Source organism: Paraburkholderia sp. (assembly GCF_050742655.1).
Lineage (GTDB): Bacteria > Pseudomonadota > Gammaproteobacteria > Burkholderiales > Burkholderiaceae > Paraburkholderia.
Map to the genome: position 1 here is coordinate 82595 of NZ_JBOIGG010000018.1, position 14499 is coordinate 97093.

General features: G+C 62.7%; 19 protein-coding genes. 1 reads left to right on the forward strand and 18 read right to left on the reverse strand.

The genetic code is table 11. The annotated features are described in order from the left end of the window. Positions 1–22: 22 nt before the first annotated feature. The 16 genes from ACREXZ_RS23605 to ACREXZ_RS23680 form a co-directional block, all read right to left on the reverse strand. Complete coding sequence (locus ACREXZ_RS23605) at positions 23–688, reverse strand: phage baseplate assembly protein V (protein WP_431766532.1); 666 nt, start codon at positions 686–688, stop codon at positions 23–25. After that, complete coding sequence (locus tag ACREXZ_RS23610) at positions 675–1742, reverse strand: phage late control D family protein (protein ID WP_431766533.1); 1068 nt, start codon at positions 1740–1742, stop codon at positions 675–677. The genes ACREXZ_RS23605 and ACREXZ_RS23610 overlap by 14 nt, the downstream gene beginning before the upstream one ends. Positions 1743–1749: 7 nt before the next feature. Further along, positions 1750–1986, reverse strand: a complete 237-nt coding sequence (locus ACREXZ_RS23615) for a tail protein X (RefSeq protein WP_431766534.1) — start codon at positions 1984–1986, stop codon at positions 1750–1752. Between the two features lies 1 nt (position 1987). After that, entirely contained in the window at positions 1988–2626 is a 639-nt protein-coding gene (locus ACREXZ_RS23620; protein ID WP_431766535.1) for a phage tail protein, read from the reverse strand. 2 nt (positions 2627–2628) lie between these two features. Next, complete coding sequence (locus ACREXZ_RS23625; protein WP_431766536.1) at positions 2629–5040, reverse strand: phage tail tape measure protein; 2412 nt, start codon at positions 5038–5040, stop codon at positions 2629–2631. Between the two features lie 164 nt (positions 5041–5204). Next, on the reverse strand, positions 5205–5540 hold the full coding sequence (locus tag ACREXZ_RS23630) for a phage tail assembly protein (RefSeq protein ID WP_431766537.1): 336 nt from the start codon (positions 5538–5540) through the stop codon (positions 5205–5207). A gap of 3 nt (positions 5541–5543) precedes the next feature. Continuing rightward, the gene (locus tag ACREXZ_RS23635; protein ID WP_431766538.1) at positions 5544–6065 is read right to left on the reverse strand and encodes a phage major tail tube protein; all 522 of its coding nucleotides are present in this window, start codon (positions 6063–6065) and stop codon (positions 5544–5546) included. Position 6066: 1 nt separating this feature from the next. After that, positions 6067–7539: a phage tail sheath family protein gene (locus tag ACREXZ_RS23640; protein ID WP_431766539.1), complete on the reverse strand. Its 1473-nt coding sequence runs from the start codon at positions 7537–7539 to the stop codon at positions 6067–6069. Between the two features lie 3 nt (positions 7540–7542). After that, positions 7543–7842, reverse strand: a complete 300-nt coding sequence (locus tag ACREXZ_RS23645; RefSeq protein ID WP_431766540.1) for a hypothetical protein — start codon at positions 7840–7842, stop codon at positions 7543–7545. Next, positions 7839–8369 carry a Gp37 family protein gene (locus ACREXZ_RS23650; protein ID WP_431766541.1) on the reverse strand — a complete coding sequence of 177 codons (531 nt, stop codon included), beginning with the start codon at positions 8367–8369 and terminating at the stop codon, positions 7839–7841. The genes ACREXZ_RS23645 and ACREXZ_RS23650 overlap by 4 nt, the downstream gene beginning before the upstream one ends. After that, complete coding sequence (locus ACREXZ_RS23655) at positions 8369–8836, reverse strand: gp436 family protein (protein WP_431766542.1); 468 nt, start codon at positions 8834–8836, stop codon at positions 8369–8371. Before ACREXZ_RS23655 ends, ACREXZ_RS23650 begins: the two co-directional genes overlap by 1 nt. A gap of 21 nt (positions 8837–8857) precedes the next feature. Next, a complete protein-coding gene (locus ACREXZ_RS23660) occupies positions 8858–9091 on the reverse strand; it encodes a hypothetical protein (protein ID WP_431766543.1) in 234 nt (77 codons plus the stop codon). A gap of 31 nt (positions 9092–9122) precedes the next feature. Further along, positions 9123–10016, reverse strand: a complete 894-nt coding sequence (locus ACREXZ_RS23665; RefSeq protein ID WP_431766544.1) for a Mu-like prophage major head subunit gpT family protein — start codon at positions 10014–10016, stop codon at positions 9123–9125. A gap of 24 nt (positions 10017–10040) precedes the next feature. Further along, on the reverse strand, positions 10041–10448 hold the full coding sequence (locus ACREXZ_RS23670) for a hypothetical protein (RefSeq protein WP_431766545.1): 408 nt from the start codon (positions 10446–10448) through the stop codon (positions 10041–10043). Then, positions 10445–10702 (reverse strand): hypothetical protein, encoded by a 258-nt coding sequence (locus tag ACREXZ_RS23675; RefSeq protein ID WP_431766546.1) that lies wholly within the window; start codon positions 10700–10702, stop codon positions 10445–10447. Before ACREXZ_RS23675 ends, ACREXZ_RS23670 begins: the two co-directional genes overlap by 4 nt. 1 nt (position 10703) lies before the next feature. Further along, complete coding sequence (locus ACREXZ_RS23680) at positions 10704–11828, reverse strand: phage protease (protein WP_431766547.1); 1125 nt, start codon at positions 11826–11828, stop codon at positions 10704–10706. A 442-nt stretch (positions 11829–12270) separates the two neighbouring features. Here ACREXZ_RS23680 and ACREXZ_RS23685 point away from each other — a divergent pair, with 442 nt between their 5' ends. Continuing rightward, entirely contained in the window at positions 12271–12861 is a 591-nt protein-coding gene (locus ACREXZ_RS23685; protein ID WP_431766548.1) for a hypothetical protein, read from the forward strand. 65 nt (positions 12862–12926) lie between these two features. Here ACREXZ_RS23685 and ACREXZ_RS23690 read toward each other — a convergent pair whose 3' ends face one another. Continuing rightward, positions 12927–13640: an Imm52 family immunity protein gene (locus ACREXZ_RS23690; RefSeq protein ID WP_431766549.1), complete on the reverse strand. Its 714-nt coding sequence runs from the start codon at positions 13638–13640 to the stop codon at positions 12927–12929. A gap of 2 nt (positions 13641–13642) precedes the next feature. Continuing rightward, complete coding sequence (locus ACREXZ_RS23695) at positions 13643–14260, reverse strand: restriction endonuclease fold toxin 5 domain-containing protein (protein ID WP_431766550.1); 618 nt, start codon at positions 14258–14260, stop codon at positions 13643–13645. Between the last annotated feature and the right edge of the window lie 239 nt (positions 14261–14499).

The window sequence follows — 14499 nt, forward strand, 5'->3', positions numbered from 1 at the left end:
GCTCTTGAGTGACGGGATTGCGTCAGATCGACGGCAGCGCGGCGCTGGTGCGGCCGTTCATGGAGTCGGTATGCCCATGTCCGGTGAGACTGATATCGCCCGCGATGACATCGTCCTGCGCCTTGACGCTGCCCGGAATAGTGGTGCTTGCGCCTGCGGCCCCACCAATGCCACCCTCGAACATCGAGGCACCCTTGACCCGTAGATTGCCGTCGATCACGGTTTCAGTTGCCTTAACCGTCGTCGTACCGCCCGACGTAAGGCTCGCGTCGCCCGTCACATTGACCTGCGCATCGCCGCCGATCGTGATCTTTGCCGCACCCATCGACGTGATGTCGAGCTCGCCCGTCGAGCGGTCATAGCTGAACCCGCCTCCGTCCTTGAACGTCCAGCCGAACCGGTCGGCCGACGCCCAGGGGACGGCGTCGGCCGACGAATAGATTGCACCGAGTACCGCGCCGTCTTCGAGGTATTCGTCCATGATGCAGCGTACGTGCTCACCGACGTCAAGCATCCAGTACGCCTTGTCTTCGAGCGTCTTCGGATAGCAGACGGTCAGCCAGCCGCTCTCGACACCGACGTCGGCGAAGCTGACCTTCACGCTGCCGCTGTACATGTCGATGTCGCTGACGATGCCGGTCTTGAATTTAACGCCGCCCGTGGCCGGCCCGTCGTCACTGCGCACCATCGCTCGCCTCCCGTACCCGCTTGGTTTCGACCGAAGTCTTGTAGCCGGCATCGCGCGAGAACGTGTGCGTCGACTGCGTGATGCTGTACTTGCCGCCCACCTTGCCAAAGCCGGTCACCGTCACATTGACGCCAGCGGCCAGCTTCGTGTTGCCATCGACATCGAGCGTCATCTGCGTCTGATCGTCGTTCGCCCGCTCCAGCGCGGCCTGGGCTTTCAGGTTCGCCTGCGTATCGTTCTCGGCACGCACGTTGAGGTTCAGCTCGTCGACACTGTAGTGATCGTAGGTCGAGAGCGTCGAGGACGGATCGACGCTGCGTTTTTTATGAAGCCGCCTGGTCCGCGCGTTGTGATAGCTGACCGTGCTCGCCACATAAATCTCGTGGACCTTGTCGTGGAAGTGATAGTGCTCGATGTCCTGCCGGGTGATCGTCATGACAGACGCAGACGATTTCAGATCGCTGCGCTTGTAGAACGTCATCACGTTGCCGCGTACCGAAAACTCGTAACCGTATTCACGTGCGACGCGATCGAGAAACGCGAGATCGGTCTCGAACGCCTGCGTCACACGCGTGATGCGGATCGTCTCGATCTTCCCCTTCAGGGTCAGTTTGTTGCGCTGGGCGACGGTAGCGGCGATCGCGCCGAGCGTCGTGTTCTCATAGGCGCGCCCACGCCGCGATCGCACCGCGCGCTTCACGCCTGCGCCGAGCGCCTTGACGGTCACCACATCGGGCGGACCTTCGAGCTCGATCTCGTCGATCTCGAAGTCCCCGCACGGCAACAGCTTCTGACCGGCATAGCCGATCGACACAGTCAGCACGTCACCGAAGCCGGGATACCACGCGTTCTGCCAGCGCAGCTCGCTGTCCTGCAGACGGATCTCGACCGAGTCCGCAGCACCGCCAACCCGGTCGGTGTAGGTCAGACTGATCAGATTCGGCGCGATTGCCGTCGTGATGTCTTTCTGCTTGTACAGCACCGTTACGGTGCCGTGTGGGACGAGGATGAATGGTGTGTCGGTCGACGTCGACGGGGTGGTCAGATCGCTCATGGGGTGGCTACTGTTTCCAGGGCGGCAGATCGCTCGCGGCCTGCTGCGCGGTCTGCTGGTCGAGCGTGAGGATCGGAATCAACAGCACCGTGCCGGCCGGCAGCGTGGTGCTGATATTCGCGGCGGGATTCGCTTCAATGATTGGCCCATAGCCGTACGGATCGCCGTAGTAGTTCCACGCGATGGTGTCCCACCGCTCGCCGTCGATCGTCACGTGCCGGATGGCCTGGATGGTCGATGGCATGTCAGTTCCTCGTAACAGGCGCGGTGGCCGGACGCTGCATCGGCGCAGCCGTGACAGTGCCTGGCGGATTCATCGTGCCGGAGGCGGTGCGCTGCTGGGCGGCAACCGGTGCCTGGCTTGCCGGCTGTGTGACTGGTGCCGGTGGCACGACGTATTCCTTCAGGTCGACCGTCGCCTCCAGGCAGATCAGCGTGCCGTCGTCGAACGTCCAGCGGGTGGTCAGCGTGCAGCTCGTGACGACGAACGTGCCTTGATAGTCACCGTTCGCCTTGAACAGGGGTGCGGCGGCATGGGACGCGAGCAGCTGCTGCAGCTTCTGCAGTTCCGCTTCCGGATCGCAGTACGCGACGTGCAGCATCAGACGCCATGTGAGTTCGTCGAGCGCATCGCCTACCCACTGCAGGCGTGGCTTGCCTTCGAGCAGCTTGTGCTCGGCGAAGTCCGCGCTCATGCGCCGCTCATTGCCGTCGACATAGGCGAGGACCGCGAACGACACATCGCCAAGCAGCATGTACGGCGCGGTGTCGACCTGCGACTGCAGCAGGTCGTTCAGCGCCTGGTCGACGATTGCATTGACGTTGCCGATACCAAAGCCGCGCGAGATGGCGCCGGTGCCGATCGACAGAGGATCGAGTGCCATGATTACCCTCCGAACCCGACGCGCCGGCGCGACGCGAGATAGCGGTCCATCTGCTTTTCGAACTCGGCGGCCGAGGTTCGCAGCGCCGTGCTCACCTGATTGCCCGTGTCCGCACCCGCACTCACATGCACGGTCGGCGAGAAGTGAATGACGACACCCGGCTGCGGCACGCCACTGCCGTTTGCGCGGGCGTCTGCAGAGCCTGCAGGGATGGAACGCCGTGCGGTGGCCAGCGCCCCGTCGATCGCAGCAGATGACAGACGGCCCGTGGCGCCGCGCACGGCCGCGAGGCGGTTGAGAATGCCGATCTCCGTTCCCTGTCCGATGTTCTCACCAAAGCCCATGAAGACGCGGCTGGGCGAGTGGATGCCGAGCGTGCCCGCAAACCATCCCTTGATGTTCTCGCCGAGCTGCGTCACCGCGCCACGTGCGGCCGAGAGGCGGCTCGCGATGCCGTTCACGAGACCGTCGATGATCGACGCACCGAGATGGAGGAACTTCGTGTCCAGCGACAGGATCTGCGCGGTAAGTCGCGCAACCCATTGCAGCGCGCCCGCGATCGCGGTGCCGACCCGCAGCCCGAAATCGCGCGCTGCATTGCCGCCTGCATTGACCGGCTGCAGCAGCGCGACGAACCAGCGCCACAACGCCTGTGCAGCCATGACGATCGGTTGGAACAGCGGTGCGAGCGGTGACAGGATGGCCGCCGTCATCATGCCCAACGGGCGCAGCGCACGCAGGACTGTCATGAAGGCACTGCCGAACTGCACGAGCGCCGGGCGAAGAATGGCCCACGCAGGCGCAAAGCCGGTCTTCAGGCCATCCCACAGCCCGCTCGCGAACGCCTTGATCGGAGTCCAGTAACGCCATACGAGGAACGCGACGGCAGCGATCGCAGCAGTGATCCAGCCGATACCTGGAATCGCCAGCAATGCGATGCCGACCGATCGCAGGCCCGTGACGAGCACCGGAAGCGCAGAGCCGAGTCCACGTGCACCCGATGCCATTAGCGAGAACCCCGCACCGCCAATCCTGCCTAGTAGCATGATTGGACCGCTCGCTACCTTCGCAAAGAGACCGGCGGTCAGCAGCAGCGAGCCAAAGATCGTCAGTGCAAAACCGAGACCTCCGACGATCAGTGTGGTCCACTTCGCGAAAGTCTGGTGGTGGCCGAGCCACTCGCGCGATAGTGCAACGGCTTCCCCGAGGCGCAGGATCATCGGCTCCAGCCATCGCGCGGCAGGTTCAACCATCGTGCCGAGGGCGTTGCTGATGTTCGACGAGAATGTTGTCCAGACATTCTTGAATGACTCCATTGTCTGCTTCGTGCGCTGATCCATGCTGGCCTGATCAGCCATGCGGCGCAATGCATCGTGATAGCCCGCCATCCCTTTCTGCGCGAGCAGCTCGGCCACGCGTCCGGCCTCGACGCCGAACACGCCACCGAAGACGTCGAGCACCATGCGATCGCCGCCAACCGCTTTCAGGCGACTGCGGGCACTTTCGAGCTGCGCGATCATGTCCTCGACGCTCTTCAACTGCCCGTGCTTGTCGAAGAAATCGAACTTGACGCCCGCGCGTCTCAGGTCATTGCGTGCGATGCCTCTGGCGCCCCGGCCTGCAGTCGCGATCGTCTCCGGTCCTTTCGACAGTCGCGTGAGGAACATCGAAAAGTTTGTACCGAAGCTGCTGCCCTGGAAATTCCAGCCCGCGCCCATGCCCTGAATCGCGAGCAGCTTCTGCGCGTTGTCGAGACCGGTGAGGCCGAGCATGTTCAGTGTCGGTGCGGAATAGGCGCTCGCATAGCGCAGCTCTTCGGGCGAGATGCCGAACGCGAAGCGTGCGCGCTGGATGAGGTCGGCCATGCGAGGCAGCTCGCTACCTGCGAGGCCATACGCTTCACGCAGGCGTGCGACCATCAAGCCTGCTTCGTCGCCGGGCATCTTGAGCACGACCGAGAGGTTGGCTGCGGCGTCGTATGCGCCGCTCAGCATCTGTTGCATCGAGACGCCGGCACTCTTCAGTGCGGTGCCGACTTCCGCCACCTGAGCGGTTGTCATCGGCAGCCGGGCGTCGATCTCGAAGACCTTCTGACGCAGCTGCTCGAACCCTGCGCCAACCTGTCCGGTCTTGTCGAGTGTGGAAACCTTCAGATCATTCATCGCCGAGTCCATCTCGATGAACGCTTCGATGGGCTTCTCCGCAAGGTGTTTGAACTCTTCGCCGAGCGCAAGCGACGCACCGCCCATCGCTGTGAGCCGGCCAGAGACGCGATCCATCGCGGCGCCCAAGCGCTGCATCGCGTTGGCGCCCGTCGCGCTGGTCTGGTTCAGCGTGGAGCCGAACTGGCGCAGCGGCGAGCTCGCGTTGTCGATCAGACTGAGCAGGACGCCCAGCTCGAAGAGGTTGGCCATGCGGGCGTCCTGTCGTGCCACCTGGAAGTGATAAGGCGGCGAGTTTTACTGTGTCGTTACTGCGGTGCTACGTCGGCCATTACGAATGGTGAGTGACGGCATCGATCTGTTCGCCTGCCGTCCCGCACCAGTCCAGCAGCTCGTCGGTCGTCAGATCGTCGATCTCACTGGGCTGGAAGCGGAACCACCGGGCCAGCAATCCCGCCAGCTGCTGCAGCTCCCTGATCGTCACCCATGATCCGACGAAAAAAGGCGTTCATCTTCATGAAGTCGCCGAGATCGATGTCGTCGAAATCCTCGGGCGTGAGCTTCTCCTCGGTCATCAGCGCCATCAGCACGATCTGCTGTGCTGCCGGATCTGTCTCGGTGCGCTGCGCCTGCTTCAGATGCCGCACCTTGGGACGGTGCAGGTGCACGACGGCAAGCTCCCGGCCGTCCGCCAGTTTCACAGGGAATTCCAGTGCGAATTTTTCAGCGTGAGTGATGTTCGTGCCGCTCATGGATCAGCCTCCGATATTCAGTCGATACGTGGCGAGCTGGTCGACGCCGCCCACCTTGAAGATGTTGGCGAGCACGTCGAGCTCGAACACGTCGGCGCCGGCCACCTGCTGCTTCACATACGTGCAGGTGAACTCCGACTGGAAGTCTGCGTTGTCCTTCGGCTTGAAGGAACCGAGCGGCAGCTTCTTCATCGTGATCGTGAGGAACGTCACGAGCGACACCTGCGAGGTGCGCCCCTGACTGTTGTACGTGTCGATCGACGATCGGCATTGAAGCGACACGGGCAGGAACGGGTTGCCGAACGCGAGCCACACGTCCGGGTAATAGCTGTTCCATTTGATCTTGCCTTCCAGCTTGTCGAAGCCGGTCGGCAGCATGATCGTGCCCACCATGCCGAGTGCCTTGTGCTCGGTTTCGAGCGCCGACAGATCCGGCAGATCGACCTGTTCGGACCTGCCGAGCAGACTGTTGCCGTTCATGTACAGATTCGCGTTGGTGACGCGGTTGAGCGTGATACCGGCCATGTCAGGAGCCTCCCGAAGTGCTACCTGAGGTGCCGCCTGACGTGCTGCCGGTCAGCGTGCTCAGATAGTTGATGTTGATCTGCGCCTGGTACGTGATGCGCTCTGCGGGCGGCGGCGGCATGAAGTCATACGAAAACACGATGTGACCGCCTTCGAGCTCGGTCACCGGATTCTTCGTCGGGTCATACCACGCCCGGCCACCCAGAATCGCCCCGTCGCCGCCCAGCTTGCGCATGAAACCGTTGGCCGATTCGAGCACCGTATCGATCCACGCATTGCTGATCGACCCGTCCGTGTACTGCAGCGTGAAGTACTCGAGGCTTTCCTCGATGATGTCGGCCGTGCGACGCACGCAGATGAACTGCGTGGGTTGCGTCGACGCGGGATAGGCCGACGAGCGGTTGCCCCATAGACGCAAACCTGTGCCGTAGGAACTGAACACTGTGACGATGCCGGCCGCGTTGAGCTGGTTCGCTTCGCAGTTCGGATCGTTCACCATCGACGTGATCGGCCGCTCGGTGCCGACGATACCCTGAATGGCCACGTTCGACGGCGACCACCAGTAGCCCTTTTCCTGATCCTGCTTCGACTGGATGCCGGCCGCGCGCGCCGACAGCGGACGCAGCACGTTCGCGTTGCTCGCGGTATCGAACACGCTCACATACGGATAGAGCAGCACGGTGCGCTCATCCGATACATCGAAGTTGATCGTTCCGGCCGGCCCGCGAGCAGAGATCGCCTGCGGTACGGTCAGGCCGCCCGGAGCATCGGAGAACTGCATCGCGCGAATGTTGTTGGCGATGACCGTGAGCGCGGCCGACACCGATGCCTGCGTCGACCACGCCGGTGCCACTAGCAGCTTCGCGAAGTAACCGTAAAGCGAATAGCCGTCCTTGAACAGCTGCATGCCCGTGCGCAATCCGGCTGCGTTGATACCGCCGATGATGTCGGCCGGCGTCACCTTCGTCGGATCGGCGTAGCTATAGTCTGCGGTCAGTTGTGCGAGCGGCGCGATCGCGCCACCTGCTACGCGCGACACGATGCCGTTCAGCGGGTCGATCGTGTAGTCGATGTCCTTCTTGTAGGTGGTATTGCCGTCCTTGCTCTTCACGTCATACGGCAACGACATGACGACGCCCGGATGCGTGAGCGTCGAGGTGTCGGTCGCATCGAACGCGATCGCTTCAGCTGCCGCTGCGCTGTTGTGCACGAGCGGATCGAGCACGTTGATCACCTGCACGACGGTCGGCTTCTGGTCGAAGACGTCCTGCAGCGCGCTGCGGATGGTGAACCCGGCAGCGTCAGGACCGAACTGCGCGAAATCCGTGTCGGCGGACACGAGCGTGAGCTGGTTCGGCGTGCCGCCGGCAGCAGTGCCGACGAGACCGACAACGGCGGTTTTAACGAGGGTGACCTGGACGCCACCGACTGTGGTTTCGATCGTCTCGACGCCATGCAGAAAACTTGCGGGCATGTCTTACGCTCCTTTGCTCTTGGTAGCAGGCGCGGTGGCGGTCGCAGAAGCCGCCGCAGCAGCATCCGCTGGGGCGTCCGATGCGGACGGCTGCACAACCGTGGGTGCCGCTGCTGGAACCGGCGCCACGTTCACGGCGTCGGGCTGCAGCGACAGACGTTTTAGTGCCACGAGCGTGCGGACCTCGGCGCAGTCCGGCAGCTCGACCGGTGCGCCGTGAAACAGCATCCTTTCGACGTGCGCACCATCAGAGGCGCGCAGCGTCAGCCCGGTCGTCGGGCCGCTGTAGATGTACGTGCTCATGTCGAGCTCTCCTGGTTGAACTGGAATTGCGTGATGAGCGGCCCATCCTGTCCGGGTTGAAGCCACGGCCCCGGTGCATCACTCACCGGCTGCAGGATCAACACCGGCACCGCGACGACAAGCGCATAGGCGAAGACACCTTCGGCGTAGTCGACGAAATCGTCACGCATGGCGAGTGTGACGCCCGACGATCCGGTGAGACGCTGGCCGCATATCGCGTTGCGTGCGCTCTCGACCATCTCGTAGGCGGCGCCCTGGTCTCGCAACGTGCGCGCCCGCAACGTGATCTCGAACTCCATCATCGCGTCGTAATGACCCGATGACGTGTCGTCGCTCGAATAGCGCGTGCCCTTGTAGATCGTGAACACGTCGCCCGCGCCTGTCAGGCGATACCCTTCCGAACGCGTTGGCCACGACTCGACCTTCAGCGATGGCCTGCTGTCGCCCGGTTTCGTGAAAGCCACCACGAGCTGCGCGAGCAGCCCGTCCTCGATCTGTCCGATCAGCGACATGGCAGGCGTCGACATTACCGGTGCCTCCGGCCGAACGTGTCGGGATGGCGCAACGAAGTGAACTCCGTCATGCCGGGCGACTGCGATACGTCGGGCGGGAATGTCGCCTGACCGGGCAGCAGCTTCGCGTTGATCTGTACGTCGCCTGTGCTCATAAGCCGCAGCATCCTGATCCAGCCGTCATAGCGACGCCGCGCGTCCTCGACGTCATCCTTCGGTCGCAGCGTCTGCAGGCCGTACACTGCGATGTCGCAGCAGGCCCGCACGAGCAGCGTGGGAACCGGAACCGGTGTACCCAGATCGATGTCGACGAGCGGCAGCACATACCGCACGCACAGATACCCGTCGATCTCAGCCGACGCGTCATCGAGTGCCGCCTGCAGGCGCGTCATATCGACGGCCTGATTGGTCTCGTCGGTGAGACTGATCAGGTCGCGTTCCAGATACCGCGCCTGCACGTCGGCCGTTGTCGCATAGCTCATGGTCTGCCGGTCGGCTCCGCGTTACTGGGTGGTTGAGCCGGTGTCGTCACCGGCGTCGTCCGGCACGATCTCGTCGACTTGGACCTCCGAGACAGACAGCCACGGATCGGACTTCAGCTTCTCGATCTGTGCCTTCGAGAGATCAGCAACCGCGATGTCGGTGGCCTTGCGGCCGAACACGCGGCCGATCGCGCGGTAGCTGTCCCGCCCTGTCGTCGGAACGATGCGCAGGGCGGGGATTTTCTTCGTTGCCATGTATGGGCTCCGTGAGGTTTTCTCGCGCCGCTTACGGTGCGAGGTACGGCGCGACGAGCACCGTAGCGGTGTTGTAGTAGGGGTTGGTCGCACCGTTCGCGAGACGCTGCGTCTTGATGACCTCGAACGCGTCGTTCTCCAGTTGCGGCGGCACGATGAGCAGCGACGGGTTGACGTTGAGAGCCGCACCCGCGTCAGACTTGATGCTCATCATCGAAGCCCGCGCAGCGGCGTAGCTGGCTGTCGTTAGCGCCTGACCGCTGCGCTGTGCGAGCTGCCACAGACCGAAGCCCACGTTCAGACGTGCGTCGACGCCGAAGAGCAACTCCTTCGCCATGAAGTTCCGGATGTCCTCGGGACGGTTCAGCGCGACGAAGTCATAGTCCTTGCGGAACTGCACGATTACCGGTTTGATCGCACGCGTGTTGTCGATCAGATACCAGCCGGGGCCGGCGCCGCCCTGATCGTTCGACACGGACACTTCCTTGCCCTGCAGGCCGACCGGGTGATCGGCCGAGAAGAACGGCTGACCGTCGTAGCACAGCGCAGTCTCGCCCTGCTTGAGCAGCGCATAGGCGAGCTGGTCGGGATGGCGTTTCGAATCCTGCCCGAGCTGCGAGAAGAGCGGCTTGTACACGCCGTACTGGTCGTCGTCGATCGAGTCGCGCGACACGCCGACCGTGTTCTCGTACGACTTGTTCCGGATCGAGAATCCGTGAATCGTGAGGTTCTGGAGCACGCGATCGCCGAGCCATTCGCGGAACTGGGTGGTCTGGCCGAGCCACGGATACACCGACTCGGACGTGGTCGACTCGGTGCGCATCCCGAACGTCTCCCACTGCGTGGGCGTCTGCTCGAACCACTGCGAGAAGACCTGATTGAAGGCGAGTGTGAGCGCCTCGTAATTTGCCTGATTGAGTTCCATGCCTTCCTCTATCCAGTTACCGGTTCAGATTTCGATCCAGACGTCGCCGTTCGGCTCGACGTCACGCACGGTGCCAGCGCTCGCGGCTGCTGCCGCTGCCTTGCTCACTGTCGAGTCGTCGAGCGCGTGCGCGGCGGTGCCGATATCGGCGGCGGTGTAGTTGTTCGGCGCAGCGTCGTTCGAGAAGCGAAAACAGCCGCGCCGGACCTTGACCGTGGTCGACCCGTCCGCGAGGCCGGCTGTATTCAGGCGCTGCTCGACGACGCCCGCGACGCGCTGCGTTGCCGCGCCCGTGCACGGTTCGACGAGACCGGTGGCGGTGTCGATCGCGGCAAGCGCGCCGACGTAGAACAGCGCGTTGCCTTTGGCCGCGTAGCTGAAGGTGACCGCTTCACGACGTACGGTGTCGCGATCGGAGGTTGCTGCCGTCATGGATGACTCCCTTCGGTTGCATTGAAATGGGCACGGCCCGATGCCGTGATGGATACGCTGCCGGGACTTGCCTGTTTGACGAGGCTGGTTTCCTTCAGGTCTGCGAGTACGGCCGCGACGTCGCAGCCCGCGTGCTCTGCGAGCGTCGAGACGCTCACGCTGGGGTTGCCTGGCGTATCGAGAAACGCGAGGTACAGCGCTTCCAGTACAGCCTGACAGGCGAGCCGGTGCGCCTCGATCCGTGCGTTCGGCATGTCAGCCTCCAAGACCCAACGCCTTCGCGTACTTCACGGGGTCGAGCCCCATGCGTTTCGCGATCGCAGTCTGGTCGGCGGACAATGCGGCGGTGCCGACGTCGCTACCGGCTGGCGGGGTGCCGCGCGACTGCATGCCGGCGAGTGCCGGCATCGGCTGCGCGACCTTCAGGTACGTCGAGAGCGCTGCGAGCGGCTGGGTCTCCCAGTACGCTTTCGTCGCGGGCAGGATGCGGCCGTCCGCGAGACCGGCGTCGAGCTGCTCGTTGCGCTCGCGGTCTTCGTGCTGGCGAGAGAGCTCGGCCACGCGGTTCTGCATGGCGGCGAACTGGTCCATCGGCACAAACTTCGCCGGGTCGGGTTGTCCCGTGCCGGGTTGTGCACTTGCTGCAGCGAGTGCAGTCCTCGTCGTCGACAGCTCGCTGCCGAGCGCGTGCAGATGTGCCGTGAGCGAGAAGCCGGTCGCGGCGGTTGCCGTCTCGCCGATCATTTCCTTCAGCTTGTCGAGCTGCGCCGAGATGTCCTCGGCCGTGGCGGTCACCGGAAGGTTGAGCATCCAGCGCAGGCGTTCGAGCAGTTCATCCATCGAATTCTCCGGAAGAGGTTGAGACGAGAGTGCGGCGATCGCGCTCGCGGCAACGGCATCCATGCCGTCGATCGCTGGTGTGTTGGTGAGCGCGATGTTGAAAAGCGAAAGCACGTTGCCGCTCTGTTTGTCGTACGTGAAGAGCGGCGACGTGTAGCGGTATTCGCGCGACTCGATCATCTGTCGCGCGGCCGGCGTCCACTCAATGCCGGTTGCCCATACGGCGCCGTCGCGAATCTCGATGGTGTGAAACCACCCGGCTGCCGGTGCGGGCTTGCCGTTCTCGACCGCGCGCAGTGTCTGGTGTTCGTAGTCGAAGCTCGTGTCCGTGCCACGCGAAGCGGCGGTCGCGGCCATGCGTGCGGCGATCTCGGGCGTCACGCGCCAGGCGCCGACGTCAGCGGGCCGGCCATCGTTCGCGCGGAACGTACCCAGCGGGAAAATCTGTGCACGTCCGGCGAGCGCCGCGTCGACATCGATCGCGCAGGCGGCAAAGCCGATGTTCGGCTGGGAGCGGGAAGAAGCGGCACGGGTGTTCATGCTGCCCATTCTGGCGAGCACGTTCCCGTTACCGGCATTAAAGGAATTTAGTTATTGATGGCGGGTGTCGCGAACCACGATGAAGGTTCTGCAATTCGCCAAAGAGGGTGCAGGAGGAGCGATGGAACAGCCGCTGGCAGGTCGCGGTGCATTTGAAGCGAGAGGACGCAGGGCGCAGTCTCAGGGTATCCCATGCGTGATCGTTCACGCAATCGGACGTGACTGGCCTCAGTGGGCTCGCGATGCCTGGATTTCAGGCTACGTGCGCAATGCGCCGTTCCATCTCGTCGAGAGTGGACTACGAAAGGCCGTGCGGGTGCCCGTTAAACGCGTTACGTCGGGCGCTTCGCCTGAGGTCGCGGCAACGGGTGCAGCAACTCCTTCCGCAGCCCTCTGAAGCGCTAAAGCAGATTTCCCTCAATTAACGTTTCTGGAGCAGGTCATGAAACCCTCGAAGCTTTTTCACTTTCTTCTGGCGGCAGCGTTGCCGATGTACATGGCCGATGATTCGCTGGCGGTGTCGGGCAGTGCTGCCGATCCCTCGAACCCGACCGATACGATGCAGGAGGTTGGCACGTCCGACACGGGGGAAGCTGGAGCCCAGCAGATCCTTTCGGCTACTGGCAGCGATGCGACGGCTGCGGTCGCGAACAGCACGTCGATGACCTTGACGGGCTCGGCCTCTGTAGTTGGTGTAACGACGACGAATGGTGATGTGGGGGAGCAGTCTTCGCCGCCCTTGTCTGGGGACGATGGTTCGGCTGATGCGGGAAACGGTGGCGGCGTTGCGTCGACTGCGGCCGACGCGTCCGCAAGCAACACCTCATCGTCTGCAGCGAGTGCATCGCCCGTCGACGGCACGTCGGGCACCGCAGGCGATCCCGGCGCCGACGTGCATCCGCACGCTGAAGCAACAGGCATCGTGTCGCGTCTGCGCACTGCGGTACAGAGTGCCGAAGCGGAAGTCGCCACCGCGCTCGAAGCTGAGTTCGCGCGACTCGAACAGTTGATCGAACTGCTCAAGCACCTGTAACGCGAGATCGTACATACCGGGTCGGCCGCGGACGCGCTGCGTTCCGCGGCCGTTGTCATTTGAAATCAGACATCCACGAAGCGCGGCAACCAGCCGTTCGATATCAATCGCGCTTCGATGTTGTGAGCGATCTCCAGGTGTGCGGGGTTATCGATCGAGAACACGTCGTCTGCGACGCTGATGATGATGGTGCCCAGCTGCTTGCCATCGGCGCCATGTACGGCAACCAGCTCGCCCGCTTCGGGTACATCTTTCGTCTTTAGTGCTCTCGCCAGATACAGCATCCAGCCCGCGCCTGGTTTGTCGGGAAAAGCCTGACGGTCGAAGTAACCATACGGTGCGACCGTCACGTATGACGCTGAGGTTGATGAAGCCAGTTCAGCGACGACATCAACCATACCTGCCTTCGCCAACGTCGACTCATCATTGAAGTCGATCTTGATCTCCTTCGGCGAATCGGCAGTGGAAATCAGATACTCCATCGATACAGACGCTTCGTCATCGTCGTTCCCGTCCCAAATGGAGACGTAATGGGCACGATCCCATGAGCCTGCGAACTCGGCCTGCAAAATAGATAACGCGTCGTCGGTAGGCGTCCAGTCGATGTCGAATACCTTATGCTGACGGGCCTCATCAAGTGTGTTGCCTGTGAGGTACCACGCTTTGAGACTGGGAACATGACCGTTAAGAACTCTCGCGATCTCGCCCAATTGCACGAGGCAGTCGACCAGCTTCCTCGGCGTCACATCAGGTGCCCGAAAAACAGTCAGGATTTCCATAGCTATCCAGTGGTGATTGACAGAACTCCCCTGCGCGCGAGGAACGATCTGAAATATGCATGGGTCAGCGGCGTCTGGAAGTAATACATCAGGCGCGTCGGCGGGTTGGCTTTGACAAGCGTTGCCCGAACTTCGATCTGTTCCTGAATGGTGACAAGCCCCGAGAACCATCTGTATGGCTTACCAGTTTTCGGATTGAAGAACTGATCGTAGTCTCCTTTGGCTTCCTGTAGCAGGCATTCCTCTGCATGAAAACCATCGAAGTCGACGCCAAGCCACTCCCATTCGTCGCTCCACTCGCACGCCTCAGTGTCGAATGCATATCCTGTGATGCGCGCCTGGTATTGGTACGCTGGCCAGTTCACGCCATGCCTCACGCGCAACTTCCGACCGGTTTGCTCAGGCGGACACTGATCGCATTTCTTCGTCGAGTTCGGGAGTGCACGCGGCACCGCCTCGGCTTTCGATTTCGAATCGCTCGCCGGTTTTGTCGTGTCTCCCGCGAGACTACCCGTTCCGGCTACTGCTGCTCCGCCCAGCAACGCGGTTCCAATAGTCGACAAGGCGGGACCCAATTCCACCGCTGCGCCCGCCAAGAGGGGAATCAGTGCTCCGGCCATGTGTCATGCCTCCTTTCAAACTATCTGGATGCTGAGAGCGCCACACTACCTCTCGCACGTAATCTTCGAACCGCTCATCTGGTGTACCCGCAGGCATCGTTATCCACCTTCGGAATGCGGGCTTCCGATAGAAGTCCGGCGCATATGCCTCGATCTTCAGAAACTGCGCCAGGTGTGTGCTCTCGGAAATTCCGAGCTCACGTGCGGCCTGGAACGCACGCCACAACCGCTGCGATAGC